General features: G+C 66.5%; 20 protein-coding genes. 6 read left to right on the top strand and 14 right to left on the bottom strand.

What is annotated here, in order from left to right; genetic code table 11:
• Window positions 1-138 precede the first annotated feature (138 nt).
• A complete protein-coding gene (locus G8760_RS06435) occupies window positions 139-573 on the top strand; it encodes a pyridoxamine 5'-phosphate oxidase family protein (RefSeq protein ID WP_207782084.1) in 435 nt (144 codons plus the stop codon).
• Between the two features lie 143 nt (window positions 574-716).
• Window positions 717-1,289, top strand: a complete 573-nt coding sequence (locus G8760_RS06430; RefSeq protein WP_166348581.1) for a DoxX family membrane protein — start codon at window positions 717-719, stop codon at window positions 1,287-1,289.
• A 97-nt stretch (window positions 1,290-1,386) separates the two neighbouring features.
• On the opposite strand, the gene G8760_RS06425 is transcribed toward G8760_RS06430, so the two are convergent.
• From G8760_RS06425 to G8760_RS06400, 6 genes are all read right to left on the bottom strand, one after another.
• Window positions 1,387-1,920, bottom strand: coding sequence for a DUF1707 and DUF4190 domain-containing protein (locus G8760_RS06425; RefSeq protein ID WP_166348578.1), 534 nt, complete (start codon window positions 1,918-1,920; stop codon window positions 1,387-1,389).
• 101 nt (window positions 1,921-2,021) lie between these two features.
• Entirely contained in the window at window positions 2,022-2,501 is a 480-nt protein-coding gene (locus G8760_RS06420; RefSeq protein ID WP_166348575.1) for an NUDIX hydrolase, read from the bottom strand.
• Window positions 2,498-3,136, bottom strand: coding sequence for a response regulator (locus tag G8760_RS06415; RefSeq protein ID WP_166348572.1), 639 nt, complete (start codon window positions 3,134-3,136; stop codon window positions 2,498-2,500). Before G8760_RS06415 ends, G8760_RS06420 begins: the two co-directional genes overlap by 4 nt.
• Before the next feature lie 138 nt (window positions 3,137-3,274).
• Window positions 3,275-4,603 (bottom strand): sensor histidine kinase, encoded by a 1,329-nt coding sequence (locus G8760_RS06410; RefSeq protein ID WP_166348569.1) that lies wholly within the window; start codon window positions 4,601-4,603, stop codon window positions 3,275-3,277.
• Entirely contained in the window at window positions 4,579-5,451 is an 873-nt protein-coding gene (locus G8760_RS06405) for an ABC transporter permease (RefSeq protein WP_166348566.1), read from the bottom strand. The genes G8760_RS06410 and G8760_RS06405 overlap by 25 nt, the downstream gene beginning before the upstream one ends.
• Window positions 5,448-6,335, bottom strand: coding sequence for an ATP-binding cassette domain-containing protein (locus tag G8760_RS06400; RefSeq protein ID WP_166349946.1), 888 nt, complete (start codon window positions 6,333-6,335; stop codon window positions 5,448-5,450). Before G8760_RS06400 ends, G8760_RS06405 begins: the two co-directional genes overlap by 4 nt.
• A 593-nt stretch (window positions 6,336-6,928) precedes the next feature.
• Between G8760_RS06400 and G8760_RS30525 the strand changes: the two genes are divergently transcribed.
• The gene (locus tag G8760_RS30525; RefSeq protein WP_166348563.1) at window positions 6,929-9,838 is read left to right on the top strand and encodes a helix-turn-helix transcriptional regulator; all 2,910 of its coding nucleotides are present in this window, start codon (window positions 6,929-6,931) and stop codon (window positions 9,836-9,838) included.
• Window positions 9,839-9,883: 45 nt separating this feature from the next.
• On the opposite strand, the gene G8760_RS06390 is transcribed toward G8760_RS30525, so the two are convergent.
• Window positions 9,884-10,504, bottom strand: a complete 621-nt coding sequence (locus G8760_RS06390; protein ID WP_166348560.1) for an MBL fold metallo-hydrolase — start codon at window positions 10,502-10,504, stop codon at window positions 9,884-9,886.
• 298 nt (window positions 10,505-10,802) lie between these two features.
• On the opposite strand from G8760_RS06390, the gene G8760_RS06385 reads away from it, so the two are divergent.
• Both G8760_RS06385 and G8760_RS06380 read left to right on the top strand, forming a co-directional pair.
• Window positions 10,803-11,216 (top strand): hypothetical protein, encoded by a 414-nt coding sequence (locus tag G8760_RS06385; RefSeq protein WP_166348557.1) that lies wholly within the window; start codon window positions 10,803-10,805, stop codon window positions 11,214-11,216.
• Between the two features lie 45 nt (window positions 11,217-11,261).
• Window positions 11,262-11,753: a cupredoxin domain-containing protein gene (locus G8760_RS06380; RefSeq protein WP_166348554.1), complete on the top strand. Its 492-nt coding sequence runs from the start codon at window positions 11,262-11,264 to the stop codon at window positions 11,751-11,753.
• A gap of 91 nt (window positions 11,754-11,844) precedes the next feature.
• Here the strand turns inward: G8760_RS06380 and G8760_RS06375 are convergent, their stop codons facing one another.
• The 7 genes from G8760_RS06375 to G8760_RS06345 all read right to left on the bottom strand — a co-directional run bounded on the left by G8760_RS06375 (window position 11,845) and on the right by G8760_RS06345 (window position 19,983).
• Complete coding sequence (locus tag G8760_RS06375) at window positions 11,845-12,825, bottom strand: LLM class flavin-dependent oxidoreductase (protein WP_166348551.1); 981 nt, start codon at window positions 12,823-12,825, stop codon at window positions 11,845-11,847.
• A 279-nt stretch (window positions 12,826-13,104) separates the two neighbouring features.
• The gene (locus tag G8760_RS06370; protein WP_166348549.1) at window positions 13,105-14,274 is read right to left on the bottom strand and encodes a glycoside hydrolase family 3 protein; all 1,170 of its coding nucleotides are present in this window, start codon (window positions 14,272-14,274) and stop codon (window positions 13,105-13,107) included.
• Window positions 14,275-14,294: 20 nt separating this feature from the next.
• Window positions 14,295-15,371 carry an ABC transporter ATP-binding protein gene (locus G8760_RS06365; protein ID WP_166348547.1) on the bottom strand — a complete coding sequence of 359 codons (1,077 nt, stop codon included), beginning with the start codon at window positions 15,369-15,371 and terminating at the stop codon, window positions 14,295-14,297.
• On the bottom strand, window positions 15,368-16,423 hold the full coding sequence (locus tag G8760_RS06360; protein ID WP_207782082.1) for an ABC transporter ATP-binding protein: 1,056 nt from the start codon (window positions 16,421-16,423) through the stop codon (window positions 15,368-15,370). Before G8760_RS06360 ends, G8760_RS06365 begins: the two co-directional genes overlap by 4 nt.
• A 2-nt stretch (window positions 16,424-16,425) precedes the next feature.
• On the bottom strand, window positions 16,426-17,331 hold the full coding sequence (locus tag G8760_RS06355) for an ABC transporter permease (RefSeq protein WP_166348545.1): 906 nt from the start codon (window positions 17,329-17,331) through the stop codon (window positions 16,426-16,428).
• Window positions 17,328-18,332, bottom strand: coding sequence for an ABC transporter permease (locus tag G8760_RS06350; protein WP_207782081.1), 1,005 nt, complete (start codon window positions 18,330-18,332; stop codon window positions 17,328-17,330). The genes G8760_RS06355 and G8760_RS06350 overlap by 4 nt, the downstream gene beginning before the upstream one ends.
• Window positions 18,333-18,360: 28 nt before the next feature.
• Window positions 18,361-19,983, bottom strand: a complete 1,623-nt coding sequence (locus tag G8760_RS06345; RefSeq protein WP_166348542.1) for an ABC transporter substrate-binding protein — start codon at window positions 19,981-19,983, stop codon at window positions 18,361-18,363.
• Here G8760_RS06345 and G8760_RS06340 point away from each other — a divergent pair.
• The gene (locus tag G8760_RS06340; protein ID WP_166348539.1) at window positions 19,957-20,313 is read left to right on the top strand and encodes a hypothetical protein; all 357 of its coding nucleotides are present in this window, start codon (window positions 19,957-19,959) and stop codon (window positions 20,311-20,313) included. The two genes, G8760_RS06345 and G8760_RS06340, sit on opposite strands and share 27 nt — an antisense overlap.
• The last annotated feature ends 585 nt before the right edge of the window (window positions 20,314-20,898 follow it).

The raw sequence follows: 20,898 nt of genomic DNA, 5'->3' as shown, positions 1-20,898 counted from the left end.
GGTGTCATCTAGCGGCATCGGTCCTTCCACCAAGGGACCTTCGGGCCATCCGGCCCGGTGACGAGATGCCCTGGTGGCTCCCCTTGTCAGGACGTTCGGCACTGCTAGCGGACGTGGTGGGCGGCGCATGCTGGGTCCGTGGACAGAACTTTCGAGACAGAGCCGGTCGGGCTGGACGTGCTCGGCCGGGACGAGTGCTTGGCACTGATGGCGACCGTGCCGGTCGGCCGGCTCGTCTTTACCGAGGGTGCGCTGCCGGCTATTCAGCCGGTGAACTTCGGCCTCGATGGCGAGGACGTGGTGATCCGGATCGGTATGGGGTCCAAGCTGGCCCTGGCGGCGCGGTCGGCCATCGTCGCGTTCGAGTGCGACGAGTACGACGAGCAGGGCATGACCGGCTGGTCCGTCGTCGTGGTCGGCCGCGCCGAGGCGGTCGGCGACGAAGCCGAGCGGCGCCGGCTGGCCGAACTGCGCATCACGCCGTGGGCGTTGGGCCATCGCCCGTACTACTTGCGGATCGTGCCGGACCTCATCCGGGGCCGGCGGATCCGCCATAACGTCTCCGCGCTGTGATGAGGCCGGTCTTGATGCCCTCCGCGGATGGGACCAACGTCCTAGGCAGTGGAGACCATCGACCGCATCGCAGCAGGTTGTTCCCAAGGTTTAGTGGAGATGACCCGGAAGTTCCGGTGATCACACGACTAGGAGGTAGGGCGATGTTTCGTCCAGCGAAGAAGGTGGCTCCGGACACCACCGGGCCTGACACCATCCAGACCACGCAGGCGACGGCTGTCGCCGGCGGCCGCCCCGGCATCCTCGGCTACGTGCTGGCCGCGCTGCGATTCGCTCTCGGCTGGACGTTCCTCTGGGCGTTCCTCGACAAGACGTTCGGTCTCGGTTACGCCACTCCGGCCGAGAACGCGTGGATCGACGGCGGAACCCCCACCGCAGGGTTTCTCGGCAACGTCGACGGCCCGTTCGAGGGTTTCTTCACCGGGATGGCCGGACAAGCCTGGGCGGACTGGCTGTTCATGATCGGTCTGCTGGGCATCGGTCTGGCGCTGATCCTGGGCATCGGGATGCGCATCGCCGCGGTCACGGGTTCGGCTCTGTTGATCCTGATGTACATGGCCGCATTGCCGCTGACCAACAACCCGTTCATGGACACGTACATCATCGAGATCCTGCTGGTGGTGGCGCTGGCCCTGGCAGGCGCCGGTCGAGTTCTCGGGCTCGGCAAGGTCTGGGCGAGGTTGCCGATCGTGAAGAAGAACCCCTGGCTCGTGTGACCCCGATAGCCCACCCGCTCGCCCCTCCCCATGATCATTGGCCTTTGACTACCGGATCCGGTAGTCAAAGGCCAATGATCATGGGGAGAGGGGGCGGTTAGAGGTAAAAGCCGGACCCGACGAAGACCACCCCGAAGAAGAAGAGCATGAGCAGCAAGCCGCCCAACGCGACCGTGTATCCCATGGCCAGTCCGGCGACGGCGAGCCCACGGCCCTCCTCACCGGTCCGCTTGATCCGGTTCAGAGCCATGTGCCCGGTGACGATCGCCGCGACGGAACTCAGACCGGTGACGAAACCCAGGCCGCCCAGCACCGCCGACGCCATTGCCAAGCTGTTGGTTGGCCGGCGCACCGGCGGATATCCATACGGCGGGACCTGACCGGGAGCCGCCGGGTATCCGTGCGGCACAGCCGGCGGGCCCGCCGCAGGCTGTGGTGTCACACCAGTGGGGAGGTCGCGGACAGCGTGGTTCAGCTCGGCGTACGTACGGGCGTTGAGCACTTGCCGCAGCCTGGCATGGTGTTCGTCCCAGCTGATCCGGCCTTCGGTGACGGCGGCCTTGACGACGTCGGAAGCCCGCTCGCGATCGGCGTCGGAGGCACGCATGGAATGCCAGGCGTCGTTGGTCATGCGTGGTCCCCTCGGGTAGTGCTGCCGAGCCAAGTGTACGGACTATTCGGTCACGGATGGTTGGGCCGTCACGTGCGGGGGCGCACCACCGCGTTCAGGGCTCACGGGGTGTCCACCCGGTCCCGGAGCCGGCCGAGAAAGGCGGCTTGACCCTTGACGATCTTCGTGGCGGCGGTGTCGAGGCGGAACCAGGCCACCCGGTCGATCTCCGGGAATCGCTGCAGCCGCCCGGAGCCACGCGGCCATTCGAGCTCGAACGTGCCCGGCACGATCGAGCTGGGATCGAGGTCCGCTTCGACCGCCCAGACCGCAACCGTTTTGCCACCGGACTGACGGACACTGCCGAGATCGACCAGCGCGGTGTGGGGAACCTCGGGTGGCGGCACGCCGAGTTCCTCCTGGAACTCGCGTCGAGCTGCGGCCAGAGGTTCTTCGTCGGCCTGGTGTTCTCCCTTGATAACCGACCAAGCAGCCTCGTCCCGGCGGGCCCAGAATGGTCCGCCCATATGCCCCAGAAGCACTTCGAGCTCGCCGCTGGTCCGGCGGAACAGAAGAAGCCCGGCACTACGGTTGCCACTCATGGTTCCGCCCCCGGGGTCGGCAGGATCCCGAGCGCGTACGCCTTGGTGACCGCCGCCGTGCGGTCGTCGACGCCGAGCTTCGCGAAGATCCGGATCAGGTGGGTCTTCACCGTCGCCGCACCGATATGAAGTTCCCGCCCGACGTCGGCGTTGGACCGGCCCTGTGCGACGGCGGCCAGGACCTCCAACTCTCGAGGCGTGAGCGAAGGGGCGGAGGGTGCACGCATGCGGTGCACCAGCCGAGCGGCCACCGGCGGAGCAAGCACCGTCTCGCCGCGCGCCGCCGCCCGGACGGCGTCGGCCAACTGCGCCCGCGGTGTGTCTTTCAGTAGATATCCGGTGGCCCCCGACTCGACCGCGCGGACGATGTCGGCGTCGGTGTCGTAGGTGGTGAGCACCAGGACTCGCGTCTGCGGCCGCTCGGCGAGGATCTGAGCGGTAGCGTCGGCGCCGTCGGTGCGTGGCATCCGAAGATCCATCAGCACCACGTCGGGCTCAAGCGTGCGGGCCAGCACAACCGCCTCGTCGCCGTCGCCCGCCTCGCCAACGACGAGGAAGTCGTCCTCCGCGCTGAGCATTCCGGCCAGGCCGGTACGCACGACCGGGTGGTCGTCGACAAGCAGAAGCCGCAGCACGGGAGCCAAGGCTACCGTGCCGGTCAGGTTAGGGTGCCGGGGTTCAGGCCGGGCCGGTCGGGCAGCTGGGCCGGTCGGGCTGCCGGGCCGCGCCGTCAGGCTGATGGGTCGGGCAGCTGGGCCGGTCGGGCTGCCGGGTCAGGTGGTCGTATCCGCCGGGACGTGGACCCGGATGGTGGTGCCGGCCCCCGGGGCGCTGATCACCTCGAGCCCGCCCCCGGCCTGTTGTGCTCTCGAACGCATGCCACGAAGACCGAAACCACCGCTGGGGTCGGCGGGATCGAACCCCGTGCCGTCGTCGGTGATCGACATCGACACCATGCCGCTGCCGCCGACGAAGGACACCGTCACCTGAGCTCGAGACGCGCCGGCATGTTTGCGGATGTTGGCCAGCGACTCCTGCGTCGTGCGCAGCAGCACGATCTCGGCATGCAGCGTCATAGGCAGCGCCACGCCTTCGACCTCAACGTCTGTGGCGACACCGGTCTCCTCGCCGAACCGGGCCGCGACCCGGTGAATAGCCTCGACCAGACTCTGACCCTGCAGGTCGATCGGGGCGAGGGCGTGGACCAGTGCTCGTGCCTCAGCCAGATTCTCCCGAGCGGTGCGCTCCAGTAACTCCAGCCGGTAGCGGACCTGGTCGGGATCGCGTTCCAACGCGATGTCGATCGCCTGGGCGAGCGTCAGCACGCTGGTGAACCCTTGTGCGAGGGTGTCATGGATCTCGCGGGCCAGCCGCTCCCGTTCGGCCAGCATCCCCCGGGCCCGTTCGGTCTCAGCCAGTTCGGCGCGCGTCGCCCGTAGTTCGTCGATCAGCTCGGCCCGCCGCTCGGCCTGATTGACCACCCCCACCATCAGCAAGCCGACGAGGAGGACGAGGGTGGTTTGCATGATGCCCTCGGGAACGTGCCGGGCCGCGGACTCCCAGCCCCACCCGGTCGCGTAGACCTGAGTGATGGTCAGCCCGGCGATCAGCGTGATCGACGCGGGAATCGGCACCGGAGGCCGCAGATAGGCCCAGACCTGTGGAAACAGCGCGAACAGCAGGAAGAAGACGGTGGTGTTGCCCGAGTTCACTACCAAGATCGTGTAGAAGGATGCCCACGTCAGAGTGAAATAGAAGACCGCCGGAATTCCGCCGGGACGCTGGTACAGGTGCCGTCCGAAGGCGACGTAGACGGCGGCCATCGTGGCGAGCAGGGCGAGGGTGGCCAGCCGTTGCCCGGAGTCGCGGTCGAAGATGGCGGTGGTCATTGCCGCCAAGGTCAGGATGCCGAGGTAGAAGCCGTGCCAGAACGGTTCTATCCGCTCCCACCATTGGTCGTAGGCCGCCACGCTGCTACTGGAGTTGGGGCCGTCTCCGGGGTTGTCCTTCGGGTTGGTTTTGATGATCCGGACCGCTGCCGCGAAGAACGGCAACGGTCCGCCATCACCCAACGGGCTCAGCCGTCGTCGCGGCGTTTCCACCGGAACGTCCTCAGCGCGAAGATCAGACCTAGGACGATCCAAGCGCCCAGGATCAGGATGGTTGGGCCGTGCTCCCACGATCCCGATACTTCCACAGTCTCGAACTCATCCGGCAGGAAAGCCGACCGCATACCTTGCGCGAGCCATTTCACCGGGAAGACCGCTCCGATGGTCTGTAGCCATTCCGGCAGGTCCGAGAAGACGAAGAACACCCCGGAGATGAACAGCAGGACCAGCAGCGGGCCGACCACCAGCGCTTCGGCGCTCTTGGCCGACTTCGGCACCGACGAGTACGCGATGCCGAGCACGGTCCCGGCCGCCGTGCCGAGCAGGAAGACCCAGGCGAACGTCGCCCATTTCGCCGGTTCCGTCGGCAGCGACACCCCGAAGGCGACGACGGCGACCACCAGGAGTGCGATCAGTTGGAGCGCCGCGGCGGCCAACACCATGCCGATTTTGCCGATGAAGTACGCCATCGGTGGCATCGGTGTGCCACGGAGCCGCTTGAGCGTGCGGTCGTCGCGTTCGGCGGCGATACCCACCGCGAGTGTCTGGAAACTGACCATCATGATGCCCGCGGCGGCCATGCCGGGGGTGAAGTAGGTCGCGAAGTCGATGCCGGCGGTCCGTTCGTCGAACAAGGTGTCATCGCCGCCGAAGACCAGCGCGAACACCCCGAGCAGGACGATGGGGAGCAGGAAGACGAACACCACGGCCGCGCTTTCGCGGAAGAAGACCTTCAGCTCCAGGGCCGCGCGGGCCAGGCCGATGCGGAGCGCATTCGGGCGTCGGGCGGAGGTTCCGGCCGATCCGTCGGTCCGGGCCGGCAAGGTGGATGGCGTGCTCATGGCTGCTCCGTCATGGTCTGGTGTGTGGTGGTCGAGTCGCCGATCAGGCGCAGGTAGACGTCCTCGAGGGTGGGCCGGGTGATCGTCAGCCCTGGGATCTCCCCGTCGAAAGTGGTGGTGAGCTCGTTGACCACCCGAGTTGGCTCGGCGGTGGTGACCTCGTGCCGACCGTCCGCGCCATGCCATCGGACGATGGCGTGATCGCGGTCGCGGCCACCGAGACTGGCGGGGGTGTCCAGCGCCACGATGCGGCCGCCGACGATCACCGCCACCCGGTTGGCAAGGTGTTCGGCTTCGTCGAGGTAGTGCGTCGTCAGCACGATGGTGGTGCCGTCGTGAGCGAGCGACGAGATCAACGTCCAGAACTCCCGCCGTGCCTCCGGGTCGAAGCCGGTGGTCGGCTCGTCGAGGAACAGCAGCTCGGGCCGGCCGAGGATGCCCAGTGCCACGTCGAGGCGGCGCCGTTGCCCGCCGGACAGGTGGCGCACCCGGGTCTTGCGTTTGTCATCCAGGCCGACCGCCGCGATCACCTCATCTGGCTGGCGGGCATCGGGGTAGTACAGCGCGAAGTGGTTGATCACCTCGGCCACTGTGAGGTCGTCATGGCCGCCGGTGCTCTGCAGCACGATGCCGATCCGCGAACGCCAGGCCTGGTTGGCTCGTCCCGGGTCGGTCCCCAGCACCTCGACGGTGCCGCCGTCACGTCGCCGGTAACCCTCCAGGATCTCCACCGTCGTGGTTTTGCCAGCTCCGTTGGGTCCGAGCAAAGCGAAGATCTCACCGGTCGAGATGTCGAGGTCGACCCCGTCGACCGCCGCCGTGCCGTTGTAGGCCTTACGCAGATCGCGCACGCTCACGGCCGCCGTGGTGGGATATGTCGTCATCATGCCTTCAGCGTGGTCGCTACGAGGGGGTGCCCGGCAGCATCGGGCGGCTGAACCTGGGGTCCACCGATCGGTGGACGGCGCCGTGTTGGTGCCGACGTAATGGCAGCGGCGATCGAGCGAAGGACGACACCACGTATCACGGCGCCTGCGTGGACCTCAGATGGCCTTAGCGGCGCGGCGGTGCTCTCTAAGGTAGGTGTGGCCGGCGAAGATGCGGCACTTACCCGATGTCCTAACCCCCCTCTTACGGCGACTCTCGATAAAGACAGGAGAAGAGCCAGCGGGAGGCGAACGATGCACATTTACCACGATGAAGTCCATCGGGCCATTCATATGGAGCGGGCACGGACCATGCAGGCCGACGCGGCGGCGCACGCACTAGTCAAGGGCGAGCGTCGGTGGGGTCGTCGGCGCTGGAGTCGGGGTACCGCCGCTAAACCGGCCCAGGTGCGACCGCGGGTGGCATGACGCGGGTGGAGTGATGCGGGTGGAGTGATGCGGGTGGAGTGATGCGGGTGGCGTGATCGGTGGGAGGCGGAGCCTCGGTCGAGGCTGACCCGATTGTCGGTGGTTGGTGGCACGATGGACGTGTGGTGATTCATTTGGGCTCGGCGGCGCTGATCGGACGCGACGACGAACTGGCCGACCTGCGCGAGGTGTTCAAGAGTGTGCAGGCCGGCCAGCCGGCCGCGGTGATCGTCGCCGGTGAGGCTGGCATCGGCAAGACGAGACTGGTCGACGAGTTCGCGGTCGAGGCCGGTGTGGCCGGCGCTCGGGTGGTCCGTGGCCAGTGCGTCGAGCTCGACGGGGAAGAGCTTGCCTTCGCGCCGGTCGCGGGTGTGCTGCGCGGCCTGCTGGCCGAGTTGGGCTCCGAACGGCTGATCGAGCTCGCTGGCCCGGGATCCGCTCCGCTGGGCGCTATTCTGCCGGAGATAGAGATGGCACCGGACTCCGGAGCCGGCCGGGGCAGACTCTACGAGTTGATCACATCTCTGCTGGAGCGGGTCGCTGGCGACGGCCCCCTGGTGGTCGTGATCGAAGACCTTCAGTGGGCCGACGGTCCTACCCGTGACCTCCTGCGGTTCACCGTCCGTAGCATCGCGGCTCCCGTCCTGCTACTGCTGACCTGCCGGTACGACGAGATCGGACGCGGGCATCCGGTACGGGGGCTGTTGGCCGACCTGGAACAGACCCGCCGGGTGGCTCGAGTCGACGTCACCCGGCTCAGCCGTGAGCAGGTGAGCGCCCAGCTGACCCAGGTGCTGGATCGCGAGGTTGGGCCTGACCAAGCCGAGTGGGTGTTCGAGCGCAGCGAAGGTGTTCCCTTCTACGTGGAGGAGCTAGCCCACGTGGAAGACCACGCGGGACACGGTGCACTGCCCGAGTCGCTGCGGGAGGTCCTCCTGGTCCGGGTCGAGTCCCTATCCGAACCGGCACAGCGATTGCTGCGGGTCATGTCCGTCGCTGGTCAGCGGATCGGGCATGCCAAGCTGGAAGCCGTCGCCGGTTATGACATCACCACCCTTGACGCGGCACTCCGAGAGGCCGTGTCGGCCGGGGTCATCGTGGTCGACGGCAACGGCTACCGATTCCGGCACGCGCTGCTGCATGAGGCCATTCACACCGACATCCTTCCCGGCGAGAAGGCCCGCATCCACGTTGGCTACGCACGGACGCTGGAAGAACACAATCAGTTGGTCCCAGACGGCCACTCCGCCACCGCCATCGCCCACCACTGGTATTCCGCTCACGATGTTGATAACGCCTTCCGCTGGTCGCTGAGCGCCGCGAACGAACTGATCAGCAACTACGCACACGCCACCGCTCAGGTCATGCTCGAGCGCGCCTTGGAGCTGTGGGACCAGATCGACGATCCCATCGGTGTGTCCGGTGGCACCCGTGGTGATCTGATGGCTCGGGCCGCCTATGAGGCGTACGCCTCCGGTGAACGAGACCGTGCGGTGGCGTTGACGAAGCTGGCGCTGAAGCAGATCGACGAGGCCAAAGAGCCGGAACGTGCCGGTGTTCTGCTCGCCCAGCTGGGGAGGTTCACCGGCAAGAGTGGTCTCGGTGGGGCGGTCGAACTCTTGGAGCGTGCCCGCCGGCTGATTCCCGCCGACCCGCCGACGGTTGCGCGAGCCGAGATGCTGGACCTGTTGGCGGGCATGCTCATGCTGGAGTGGCGGTTCGAGGAGGCCTTGCAGGTCGCTGACGAAGCCGAGCACACCGCCCGCGGGGCGGGTGCGGACCCCCTCGTCGCCTCGGCTCAGATCACCCGCGCCACCGTCTGGTGCGATCAAGGTGACCCCGAACCCGCCTTGCGGGTACTCGAGCAGATGCGGCCTATGGTCGACGACCACCCGACCATTCTGCTGCGCTGCTATGTGAACCTCTCGCATGTCCTGTGTCTGGTGGGCCGCTTCCACGACGCGGTGAAGGTGGCGAAAACCGGCCGAGAGCGGGCTGAAGCTATCGGCCGCCGACGTACTCTCGGCTCTATGCTGGCTGGCAACGCTGCGGAACCATTCCTTGAGCTGGGCGAATGGGAAAGTGCGAGCCAGCTGATCGAGCAGAATCTGGCCCACCACCCACCTGGTGAGCACTACATCCAACTCTTGGAGCAACACGCGCGGCTACGGCTATGGCAGGGTGATATCGAGGCGGCCAGCCGATTGAGCGCTGAGGCGCTGAGGCGTTTGTCGCGGCGGCGCTACTATCCGCAGAGCCGGGCCTACCATGCCCGCCTGGCCGCCGAGTTGGCACTCGCCACCGACCAGTTCGCAGTGGCATGGGAAGCCGGCGCCCAGGAACTACGCGACAGCCCGCGCCTGGTGCCCGGTCAGCATCTACCTGTGGCGTTCGCAGCCGCGGCGGCGCTCGGTGGGCTCATCCGGACCGGTGCCGTGAGTAGCGAAGCCGCCGCGGAGGACATCGCGTGGTTGGGAGGGCTCACCCGTGAGCTGTCGAGTACGTGGCCGTTGCCGGTGTGGCTGTCGTTGACCGAGGCTGAACTCACGGGGCATGACGTCGCTGCTTGGCAGCACGCAACTGACCATCTCGCCGCGTCCGAAGGGCCGGTGTATCTCATTCCGTACGCCGGGTATCGGCACGGCTGGGCGTTGCTGCGCGCCGGCGAGTCTGACCACGCGGCTCAGGTGTTGCGCGGGGCGCATGACGACGCCGTCCGGATCGGTACCGACCTGATCCGGCGGCGGATCGAGGAGCTGATCCGCCGGGAGCGGGTGGTGCTGCCAGGCAGTGAGCAACCGGAGCAGCCGGAGCAGGCGGCGGAACTGTCTCTTGGGCTGACTACCCGGGAGCGTGAGGTGCTGGCGCTCATCGCCGCCGGCCGTAGTAACCGGGAAATCGGCGAGGCGTTGGTGATCAGCACCAAGACAGCGAGCGTGCACGTGTCGAACATCCTCGCGAAGCTCGGTGTGTCGTCGCGCGGAGAGGCCGCCGCGTATGCCTATCGGTCCGGCCTGACCGGATCTGGGTAGGCGTGTGCGGACGGTAGGGCGGCGCCGATGTGAAAAGGCTGTCGCTCAATGTGCTTCGGAGCTGATATGGGGGGCCACCTTCTCCAGCGTGGACGATCTCCCGTGCCCGGTATGGATGACGGTTTCTGGAGGTAACGGGATAAGTCGGCGCTGAATTGACCCGACAATGGATACCGAGTCGCTGAACGACCCACCGGTGGGGCCCGGCCCGCTCTCGGTGATGGTGTCACCGGCGAACAGCACGCCGAGATCAGGCACGTGAAAACAGACCGACCCACGGGAATGCCCCGGGGTGTGTAGGACGTGGAGGTCGATTCCGGCCACGGTGATCCGCCGACCGTCGTGCAGGTCGACATCGGGGCCGACGCCGGGGTACACGAGATCCCAGAGCAGCCGGTCGGCCGGATGCAGGTGAATGGGTGCGCCGGTCTCGTCCCACAACGCACCGACGGCGCCGATGTGGTCGTCGTGCCCGTGGGTGAGCAGGATGGCGGTCACTCGACGGTTTCCGACGAGCGCAAGGATGGCCTGGGTGTCGTGCGGAGCGTCCACCACCACACACTCGGAGTTGTCTCCAAGCACCCAGACATTGTTCTCCACTTCGAGAGTGCGACCATCAAGACTGAATGTCCCGGTGGTAGTCGCGTGGTCGATGCGCACTGTCATGGACCGCTCCTGCTGTGGTGGGCTGCCGGCACTCGGTGAGCGATGTATGTTCTTCACCCTCCCCTGTTCGTCCAGGATAAGGGTCGGTCATTCGGACGATACGGCATTACCGCGAAAGCTGAGAAAAGTGCACTTGAGCGCCATGATCAAATAGGCTTTGCGGTGCCTGTGCGCGACTTCGCTACCGCCAGATGGTGTTCGCGGCTCGGCGAGGCCGATTCCGCCATCTGGCGGTAGCGAAGTCCGGTGATGATGAGGTGGGCCGGGAGCGTTAAGGTACGGGGAGGAGGTCCGGACGATGGGTGTGCTCAACCGCGTCAGAGAGTTGTTCAACCGCTCCGACGACGACGCCGAAACCGCGCCAGAGATCCAGCTGGACCTCGAAGCTCGTCGGGCCCAACTGGCTGAGCTGGAGGATGCGCTGCGCACACTCGCCCGGGCGATGGCCGACGAACAGAGTCGGATGCGCAACCCGGGGTGGCGTGGGCGCGTCGACGACCTTCGGTTCGCGGCGAACGAAGCCGGACGGCTCGCCCACGAAGGATTCGATCTCGCTGCGCTCCATGATCTCGCCGCTGAGGTCCGTCCGCTGTATGGGCGAGGGGTGGTTCCACCCGAATACCAGCCGTACGTCACCGAGCACGAACGGGTGCTCGCTGCCACCGAGCGGTTGCGGGCGGACATGCCGAGCGAACGCGGGCCAGCGTCCTGACCCATCGTGGTACGGAAATGGCACGTGGTGGGTAGGGTGGGGCGCATGCGACGCCGTTCCATGATTGCCCTTGCTGCCGCAGGCGCCCTCGGCCTGGCCGGGTTGGCCGGCTGTGGTGACGACGACGGACCCACCGACGACGCGGCCGAGATCGAACAGCCCGACGACGACGCCGACGATGATCTTAACGGCCCCGATGTCGGTGACGAGGACGATCCCGACGTCGACGATGCCGACGTGGACGATCCCGACGACGGTGAAGAAATCGTCGAGACGATCACCGTCCAGGCTGGTGACCTGTATTACGAGGGCATCCCCGACACCCTGCCCGCCGGAGCCATCCAGATCGAGTTCGAGAACGTCGGCGAGATGCTCCACGACATCGTGGTCGAAGAGCTCGATGACTTCGTCGTTGTGGCGGCTGCCGGCGGCGAGTCCGATGTCGGCACGGTGACCCTCGAACCAGGTGAGTACACGTTCTACTGCGGTGTGCCTGGACACCGGCCGCAGATGGAGGTTGTTGTCACCGTCGAGTAGCACCTCGCTACCTCGTCGTGCCCGCCGCTGTGGCGGTAGGGAGGCTTGCTGTCGCCAGGGCAACAGTATGGAAGCTTGTTGCCGGGGTGGTTCAGTCGGTGACGAGGGCGGGCCGCACCTTCTCCAGGAACAGCCGGGCCTGCTCCATCCGATCGGACCGGGGCCAGAACACAAACGAGTCGAACCCGAGGCGGTCCCGGTAGTCGCGCAAGGTCTCGATCCAGAAGTCGACCGGCCCGTTCAGGAGCTTGCTGTTCTCGGCCGGCCGGAAGGTGTCGATCTGGCCGAAGATGTTGAACACCCGGCGGATCCGGCTTGGATCACGGCCGGCGGCCGTTGCTGCTTCGTCGATCCGGCGCTGCATCTGCGGCACGCCCTCCAAATCGAGGTAGGCATTGGTGGGTAGCCATCCGTCTCCGCGTCGCCCGGTGACGGCAAGCATCTTCGGGCCGAAGGAACCGATCCAGATCGGCAGACTCGGCTTCGGCTTGGGGCTGACCTGCGCACCGTCCACCTGGAAGAAGGGGCCGTCGTGATGGACGGGAGAGCCCGGCTGCCAGAGTCGTCGAATCAGGTCGATGCCCTCGTCGAGTGCCGCTACCGACTCGGCCGGCGACCACCGTGGCCCGCCGAACGAGGCACTGCCGGCGGAGTCACCCGACCCCAAGCCGAGGACGAACCGACCGCCGCTGGCGAAGTGCAGGGTGGCGGCGGCTTTGGCCAGCAACGCCGGTGGCCGCAGCTGGAGGCTGGCCACGTTCGACGCAATAGTGATCCGTTGCGTGTGTGCGGCCAGAACGGTGAGCATGGTCCAGGTCTCGAGTTCGTTGGGGATGTACGGGTGGTCGGCGAGGGTGACGAGGTCGCCGCCGAGTTCCTCCACAAGACGGGCGGTCTCGAGCGTCTCGCCGAAGCGGTGTGCGGAGTGGGCCAAGGCAAGGCCGAACAGTGGCCCGCCCGCGTCGGCACTGGTTTCGTCCGCGGTGGTCCCGACATCCGTCGATGTGGCGGGGGTGCGGGTTGTGGAGCCGGTGGTGGCCATGGCGATCGTCCCTTGCGTCCGGGGGAACATTGGTGTCACCACGACCCTAGAACCTAAACCATGGTTTGGATCAAGCGGAGCTGCCCCCACCCTCCACGGTGATCGAAGTCAAGATTGGGTCGCTATGGCGACGCGAAAGCGGCAACGATCACCGGGGGTTGCGGGCCGCCCTCGACGGTGATCGAAGTCAAGTTTGGGTCGCTATGGCGACGCGAAAGCGGCAACGATCACCGGGGTAGGGGAGCGGGGGAGGAAGGTGGCGGGGGAGCCGGGGGAGGAAGGTGGTGGTCGGGGTGCGGCACCCGGGCTCTACGAGACGCTGCCGATCAGCCGCCGGGCCAGTTCCTGGTGCGCCCGTGCGCCGATGACGCCTCCGGCGGTGGTGAGGTCGACCATGGGGTCGTTGAACAGGCCGGCCCGGCGCTTGAGCCGCAAGATCCGCTCGACCGACTGGTCGATCCGCTCGGTGGTCAGTTCGCCGTCCTCGACGGCTTGCCGGATGGCCTTGACCGCGGCCGGGAAGGCGCCTATGGGCGGGGTGAGCAGTTGGTCCGCCCCCGCTTGCAGGGCCTTCAGCGGCGCCTCGACGTCGTCATGGGCGAGCCGGGCCGCGGACATGCCGAGGCCGTCGGTGGAAATGACACCGTCGAAGCCGAGTTCGTCGCGGAGCACGCCGGTGATGATGGGGTGTGACGTGGTCGCGATGGAGCCGGTGGGGTCGAGTGCGGGAAAGATCAGGTGGCCGGTCATCACCGCGTCGACACCCGCTTCGAGTGCGGCCCGGAAAGGCGGCAGGTCCAGCTGCTCCCACTCGTCTCGGTTGTGGGTGATGGTGGCTTGGCCGTTGTGGGTGTCGACGTGAGTGTCGCCGTGGCCGGGGAAGTGTTTAACCGTGGGGATCACGCCGCCATCCTGGAATCCCCGCACCTGAGCGCGGACGAAGGCGGCCACGGTGGCAGGTTCGGTAGCGAACGAGCGGTCGCCGATGGCGGGGTTGTCCGGGTTCACGTTGACATCGGCCACCGGGGAGTAGTTCTGCCGGATGCCCATGGCGCGCAGCTCCCGCCCCATCACGGTGGCGACCTCACGGGCTCGTTCGACGCCGGCGGCCGCCAGCGCCCGGGCCGACGGAAACCAGGTGGCCGGCGGCGACATCCGGGCGACCCGGCCACCCTCCTGATCGGTGGCGATGAGAACCGGTACGGAGGTGCCTTCCTTGCGGCCGAGGGCGGCCTCCTGGATGGTGTTGGACAGCCGGGCGACCTGCACGGGGTTCTCGATATTGCCGCAGTCACGGAAGTAGACGACGCCACCCGGCTGGTACGTGGAGATGAGGGCCGCTGCGTTGTCGACGCCGTAGGCCGCTCGGTTGTGCTCGACCGCGGCCGGATCGGTGGTGTCGGCGGTGGAACCGTAGACACGTAGCACGAACAATTGGGCGATCTTCTCTTCCAGCGTCATGCTCGGGAGGTCGTTCATCTCCCCAACGTTTCCACGCCTCACGTCTTTTGCACAGAGGTGGCCGCGACCTGCCGCGGTATGGGGTGGAAACACGCATGAACCCGGCCCCCGCCAGTTTCTGCGACGTCGTCCTGGTGTTCTGGCGCCGCTAGTCCCAGCACCGGCGTCTCCGCCGTGCACCGGTCGGTTCTGAACGGGCAGCGATCGGCGAACAGGCAGCCGGTGTCGTCTATGCCGGCCTGGGCTGCGGCCGCACCGCTATCGTCGGTGCCGGCATCGGCCGGGTTCAGGGGCTTCACCTGCTCGGGGCCGGGCTGTTCCATGCCGTACAGCACCGGGATCGCCGACAGCAGCGATTGGGTGTACGGGTGCACGGGGTTGGCGATGACCGTCTCGGTGGGACCGCGTTCGATGATCTGGCCTCGGTAGATCACGTACATGTCGCCGTCGGCGCCGATGTAACGGGCGGTAGCGACGTCGTGAGTGATGTAGAGCAGGCTCACCCCCAACCGTTCCCGCAGGTCGCGAAGGAGGCTGAGGATACCCAGCCGTAGCGACACGTCGATCATCGACACGGCCTCGTCGGCGATCAACACATCGGGGTCGACGGTGAGGGAGCGGGCGATCACCACCCGCTGCCGCATGCCGCCGGAGAGCTGATGTGGGTAGCGGGCCAGCACATGGTCCGGGTCGAGGTCCACCAGTTGGAGCAGCTCACGGGCCCGCTGGTACATCCACGACGACGACGCTCCGAGCTGCCGGGCCCGGAGTTTGAGTGGATCGTGCAGAGCCTGGTGAATGGTCCGGGTCGGGTTCAGCGCCGAGTACGGGTCCTGGTGGATGAGCTGCACCCGTCGGAAGTGGGGCTGCTGGGCGCGCGGACGCAGGGACGACATCGCCACGCCGTCGATGGTCAGCTCACCCTCGTCGTAGGTCTCCAGGCCGGCGATGATGCGTCCGAGAGTGGTCTTGCCGCATCCGGACTCGCCGATGAAGGAGATCGCGCCACCCCGTGGGATGGTGAAGTCGACCCCTCGGAGTGCCTTGACCTCGCGTTTGCCCAGAACGTCGCCGCGCTGACGGAACGTCTTGACGATTCCCCGGCCGCTGATCATCGGGTGGCTCCCTCGTGGCCGGTGGGTGTGACGTCGGACGGACCGGTCATGGCGTGACAGGCGACCAGCCGGCCAGCCAGGTGGACGCGGGGCGGGTCGACAGTCTCGCAAACCTCCATACGCAGCGGGCACCGCTCGCGGAAGACACAACCCTGCGTCGGCAACGTCATGAGGTTTGGTGGCCGGCCCGGTAGGGCTTGTGCCTCGTCGATACCACCGGTGAGCCGGGGAATGGCCCGGATGAGCCCGCGAGTGTACGGATGGTGGGGGTCGCCGAGCACCGTCCGGACCGGACCCTGCTCCACCACTTGCCCGCCGTACATGACTGCCAGCCGGTCGGCCACCTCGGCCACCACACCTATGTCGTGGGTGATGACGAGTGTGGTCAAGCCGCGTTCGGCGTGGATATCCCGGATGATCTCCAAGATGTTCGCCTGAGTGATCATGTCGAGTGCCGTGGTTGGTTCGTCGAGGACGACGAGATGTGCGTTGAGTACCAGGGCGAACATGATGCCGACCCGCTGGCGCATCCCGCCGGACAGTTCGTGCTGATACGAGTCGAGTACCCGCGCGCCGTCCAGCCCCATCCGTCCGAGCAACTGCTTGGCTTCGGCTACCAGCGCCCGCAGATTGTCCACGTCGTGGGAGCGGCCAAGGTCGAGTAGTTGTTTACCGACGGTCTTGAGCGGGTTGAGCGAGTTCTGGGCGGCTTGGAACACGTACCCGACCTGACCGCCGCGGACCTTGCGCAGCCGTTCGCCGCGTAGCCCGACGACGTCGCCGATGCCGTCGATCTCCACCTGCCCGGCGGCGATTCGGCCCGGTGGTTGGACAGCGTTGAGCAATGACAACGCGAGGGTCGATTTCCCGGACCCGGACTCGCCGACCAGGCCGGTTACGGTGCCCGCCGGCAGCTCGAGGTTGATGTCGCGGACCGCGGGAAGTTCCCCGGCGGGGGTTTTGTAGACGACGGTCAGGCCGCGGATCCGCACGCCGGCGGCGCCGGGTGTATCCGAGGTGCCGCCGGTGGCGGAGCGGGTGGCAAGGGGCACCGCTATTCCTCCCGAAGCCGCGGGTTGAAGATCTCGTCCATGGCGTCTACCACGAGCACGATGGCAACCGTGAGCAACATCAGCGCCAGCAACGGAGCCAGCATGTACGGCAGCCGAGCGGCCGTTGTCATCGCGCCGAAGTCGAACACCGCCCGGTTGAGCATGACCCCCCAGTTCTCCCCGATCACCGGCATCACGCCGAGGAAGAACAGGCCCACCTGGGCCCACACCGCGAGGATCATGCTCATCAGCAGATTCATCGCGATGTACGGGGCGATCGGGGGGAGTAGTTCACGGAAGACGATATGCGGGGTGGACAGGCCCAACCCGCGGGCCGCCTCGATGAACCCGCGCTCCCGCAACGACAGCGTCTGCGAACGCACCGCGCGGGCCAGTGCGCCCCAACCGAGCAGGCCCAGCACCAGGCCCATCTCCCACGGGCTGGCGAACTGCCACACGGTAGACAGCACCAGCAGAATCGGGATACCCGGGATGGTCAGGTTGATATCGGTGATCCGCATGAGAACCGCGTCCATGCGGCCCCGGCGGTATCCGGCGAACAACCCGATCGACGCGCCAAGCACGATTGTCACCACGGCGGTGATCAAGGCGGTCAGCAGGACGTATCGGGAGCCGATCACCACCAATGACAAGACGTCGGTGCCCTGGAAGTCGGTGCCGAACGGGTGCCGCAGACTCGGGGAGGCGAAGAAGTTGTTCGGGTCCCGGGGCAGCGGCCGGCTGTAGAGCATCGGCCCTATCGTGGCCATGAAGACGAACAGGGCCATGAGCAGCGCACCGAATAGCCGGCTCGGTTTGCGTTTCATCACCCGCCAGACACCGCGCCAGAAGTTCCGGCGCATCGACGGGCCCTTAGTGGTGACGTCGACCATCGACGACGAGGTCATACGCGTTCACCTGCCCTTCGGATCCGTGGGTCGATCACGCTGTAGAACATGTCCGCGACGATGTTGGCGATGATTACCGCGATAGTGATCAAGAGCAGTGCCCCGGCCATCACGGTGATGTCGCGGCGACCGATGCTGTTGATCAGCAACATTCCGAGCCCGGGATAGTTGAAGATCCGTTCAATGAAGATCGCCCCGCTGAACACCGCCGCGATGGAGAGCGCGAAGACGGTGAACAGCGGCAGGATCGCATTACGCGCGATATAGCGGAAGATGATCGACCGCTTCATGCCGCGTAGCTCGGCGGCAAGGATGAAGTCGTCGCCGAGCACCGTCACCACACTGGATTTCATCGCCAGGATGAAACCGCCGTAGGCGGAGATGGTGTACGTCGCCACCGGCAGGATCGCGTGGTAACCGAGGGAGAAGATGTAGTCGAGGTTGAACCCCGGCTCGTATCTGATGTCCACCGCACCCGCTCTGGGCAGCACTGGCCAGAGCGTCGCGAAGATCGCGGCCAGGGTCAACCCGATCACGAAGTCTGGGATGCCGCGGAGCAGCGATCCGGACATCGTGAGCGCGTCGCCGAGTTTGCTCGACCGTTTGATCGCCGCGTATACGCCGATGAACACACCCAGGCCGAAGCTCAGGATGGTGCCGAGCAGTACCGGGATGACCGTCCACTTCGCCGCGTCGAGCAGGACGTCGCCCACGTCGACCCTGGTGTACATCGACTGCCCCAGGTCGAAGCGCAGGAGCGAGCCGATGTACTCCACGTACTGTTCGGCGATGTTCCCCGTTGGCCGGAACCGGTGCAGCAGCGCGGTTTCGGACTCGGCCTGCTGCGGTGAGTAGCCCTGCTGAATCAGCTGCTCGTACATCGCGCGGACCGGGTCGCCGGGCATGATGCTGATGATCACGAAGGTGAACGTCAGCACCACCCAGATCATGACGAGCCCGCGGACCAGCTGGCCCGCGAGCCGTCGTGTTAGTCCCTTCAACGTCGTCTATATCCGTCTCGCGCCGGCGTCACTCGACCGCGGTGACCCAGCCCTGCTGGATCCATATGCCGGCGAGGCTGGTCACGCCGGTGACGCGGCGGGCGTCGTCCGGCGGGTCGGTGATGAACCGGGTGTTGTTGGAGAACTGGGTGTTGACGTAGTCCCACATCTGGACCACCGGCAGGTGCTCGTTGGTGGTTTGGGCGAGGATCGTCATGATCTCGTTGGTGCGGGCCTCGTCGGCGGTGCGCAGTTCGTGGGCCAGCTCGCCCGGGTTGACGGTGCCGTGTCCCTCCACCTCGTAGGTTTCCGGGCCACCCTTCCAGTTGCCGTCTTCACCGGGCTCGGAGTAGCTAAGCTGGCCGGCCAGCACCTGCCAGCCGTTCGACTGACCGTAGAGCCGCTGGTAGATGTTGTACGGCGACGGGCCCAGGCCGATCAGCCAGAAGCCCACCGGGTAGGCCCCGGCCGCCATCTCCTCCTGATAGACGGTGAAGTCAGGGGCGGTGAGGATCTCGGAGTCGATACCGAACTCGTTGAGCTGGGTGGCCATGTTCTCACCCGCTGCGATCCAGTCGGAGAAGCCGCTGACCACCTGGATCGGCACCTCGAACGGTTCGCCGTTGGCCTGGATCCAGCGGCCGTCCTCCTGGGTCATACCGGCCGCTTCCAGTTCCTCCGCGGCGCGGTCGAGATCGTAAGCGAACGGTTCGAGGTCACCCGCGGCACCACCAACCCAGGCGTCGAGCACCTCCTGGTGCATGCCGGAGGTCGTGGTGGCGGCCACGCCGCCGTCCGGACTGGCGATGTTCACCACTTGCTCGCGGTCGAGGGCGAAGGCCAGAGCCCGCCGCACATGGATGTCGTCGAACGGCTCGTAGGACTGGTTGAATGCCAGGCCGGCGACGACGGGCGAGTAGGTGCGGCTGGCCTCGTTGCCGGGAACCGCCTCGATCTGCTGCACCACGTCGGCCGGCACCGCCACGAAGTGCGAGGAGTCGAGCTCACCAGCGCGCAGGTAGTCCCACACCTGCTCGTTGCCGTCGTAGCTGCGCACGATCACCTGATCGGGAGCGACGAGGTGATCGTTGTGGAAGTGCTCGTTGCGCACCAGCAGCGCTTCACTGGGGTTGATCCGTTCGAGCACGTACGGACCGGCCGAGATGTCCTCCTCCGGAGCGAATCCGACGACGGCCTCACCTGCCTCGGCGACCGCCTCGCGGGCATCGTCGGCGGCGTCGTCGTCACCACGTGCGGCCTCGAGTGTCTGCTCGAAGTCGGCCGGGAGAAGGTCACCGTAGACGTGGGCCGGCACGATCGTCATGTTCATGATGCCGTTGACGAACTCGCGGGTGGGGTTCTCCGGGTCCTGGGTGAACTGGATCGTCTTGTCGTCGACCACCTCGATGTCTGACGCCGCGCCAGCCGCGCCCGGGTCGAGAATGAAGGCACCGGACCCCCGGGTATACGCGATGTTCGAGGAGACGACAACGTCCTCGGCGGTCACCGGTGTCCCATCCGACCAGGTGGCATCCGGATGGATGGTGACGGTGAGTTCGAGGTTGTCGTCGGACACCTCCCACTCCGAGGCCAGGCCGGGGTAGAACTCGGTAGGGCTGGTCGGATGGTTCTTGACCCAGGCCAAACGCATGGCGTTGTATCCGCCCCAGGAGTTCGGGTCGGGGTTGAACGGGTTGGCCGGGGCGGTGGCGTCGAGGCGGGTGATGATCGTCGTGTACGTGCCACCGCGGCGTACCTCGGACGCGTCAGGGTCTTCGTCTTCGCCGTCGTCGGTGGCGCCGTTGCCGTTGTCGTCAGGGGTGCCCGGCGCGTCGTCGCCGTCGTCGTCACCGCCGCATGCGGTGAGGGCAAGGGCGAACGCCGCCAGGGTGGCGGTGAGTCGCGTGACCTACATGGTGCTGCTCCCGGGGTCGCTGGTGACCGGTACATGGGCAAGCGTTCGGCGGTGCAATTGGTGTAGACCAATAGCCCGGAACGTAGCGAGAAAATAATTTCCGGTCAAGATGACGTAGAGGCTCATTGTCGAAACTGTTACCAAGCGGAGACACGCAACAGCGCAGCGTGCCGCAGCCGTATAGCCGAGCTCCCCCGGTTGTGCACCTGATCTCCGTTTGTCACCTGATCTTTTTCTTTGGAGCGATCAGATGCAGCCGGCGACGCGTTGACGCACGTGGCAGCGTGGTGGGTGCATCTGATCGCATCCCGAGGTATGGACACGTAGCGATCAGATGTACAGACAGCCATGTCAGGGCAAGTAGTGCATCTGATCTAGCGGGTCTGCCGCCCCCGCCCCACTAGGCCGTCGAGAATGAGGTGGGGAGTGTGGGGTGTGCCTGTGCAGTGAGCTTGACTGAACGTTGACCCGCGCGGAGTCGGTCGCCCACTGTCCAGGCGCGTTCGACGACGTCCTGCGTGGCACGTGACGACGCAGATCGGCGTCATGGGTGTTGACGATCAGATGCACTAACCCACCGATGCGCCCCGTTCATGCATCTGATCGCCACGCGTCCATACCTCGGGATGCGATCAGATGCACCGACCGCGC

This window comes from Phytoactinopolyspora limicola, assembly GCF_011320225.1.
GTDB classification, from domain to species: Bacteria; Actinomycetota; Actinomycetes; order Jiangellales; family Jiangellaceae; genus Phytoactinopolyspora; species Phytoactinopolyspora limicola.
The sequence above is the reverse complement of the archived record's forward strand: the minus strand, read 5'-3'. Positions and strand labels throughout refer to the sequence as shown.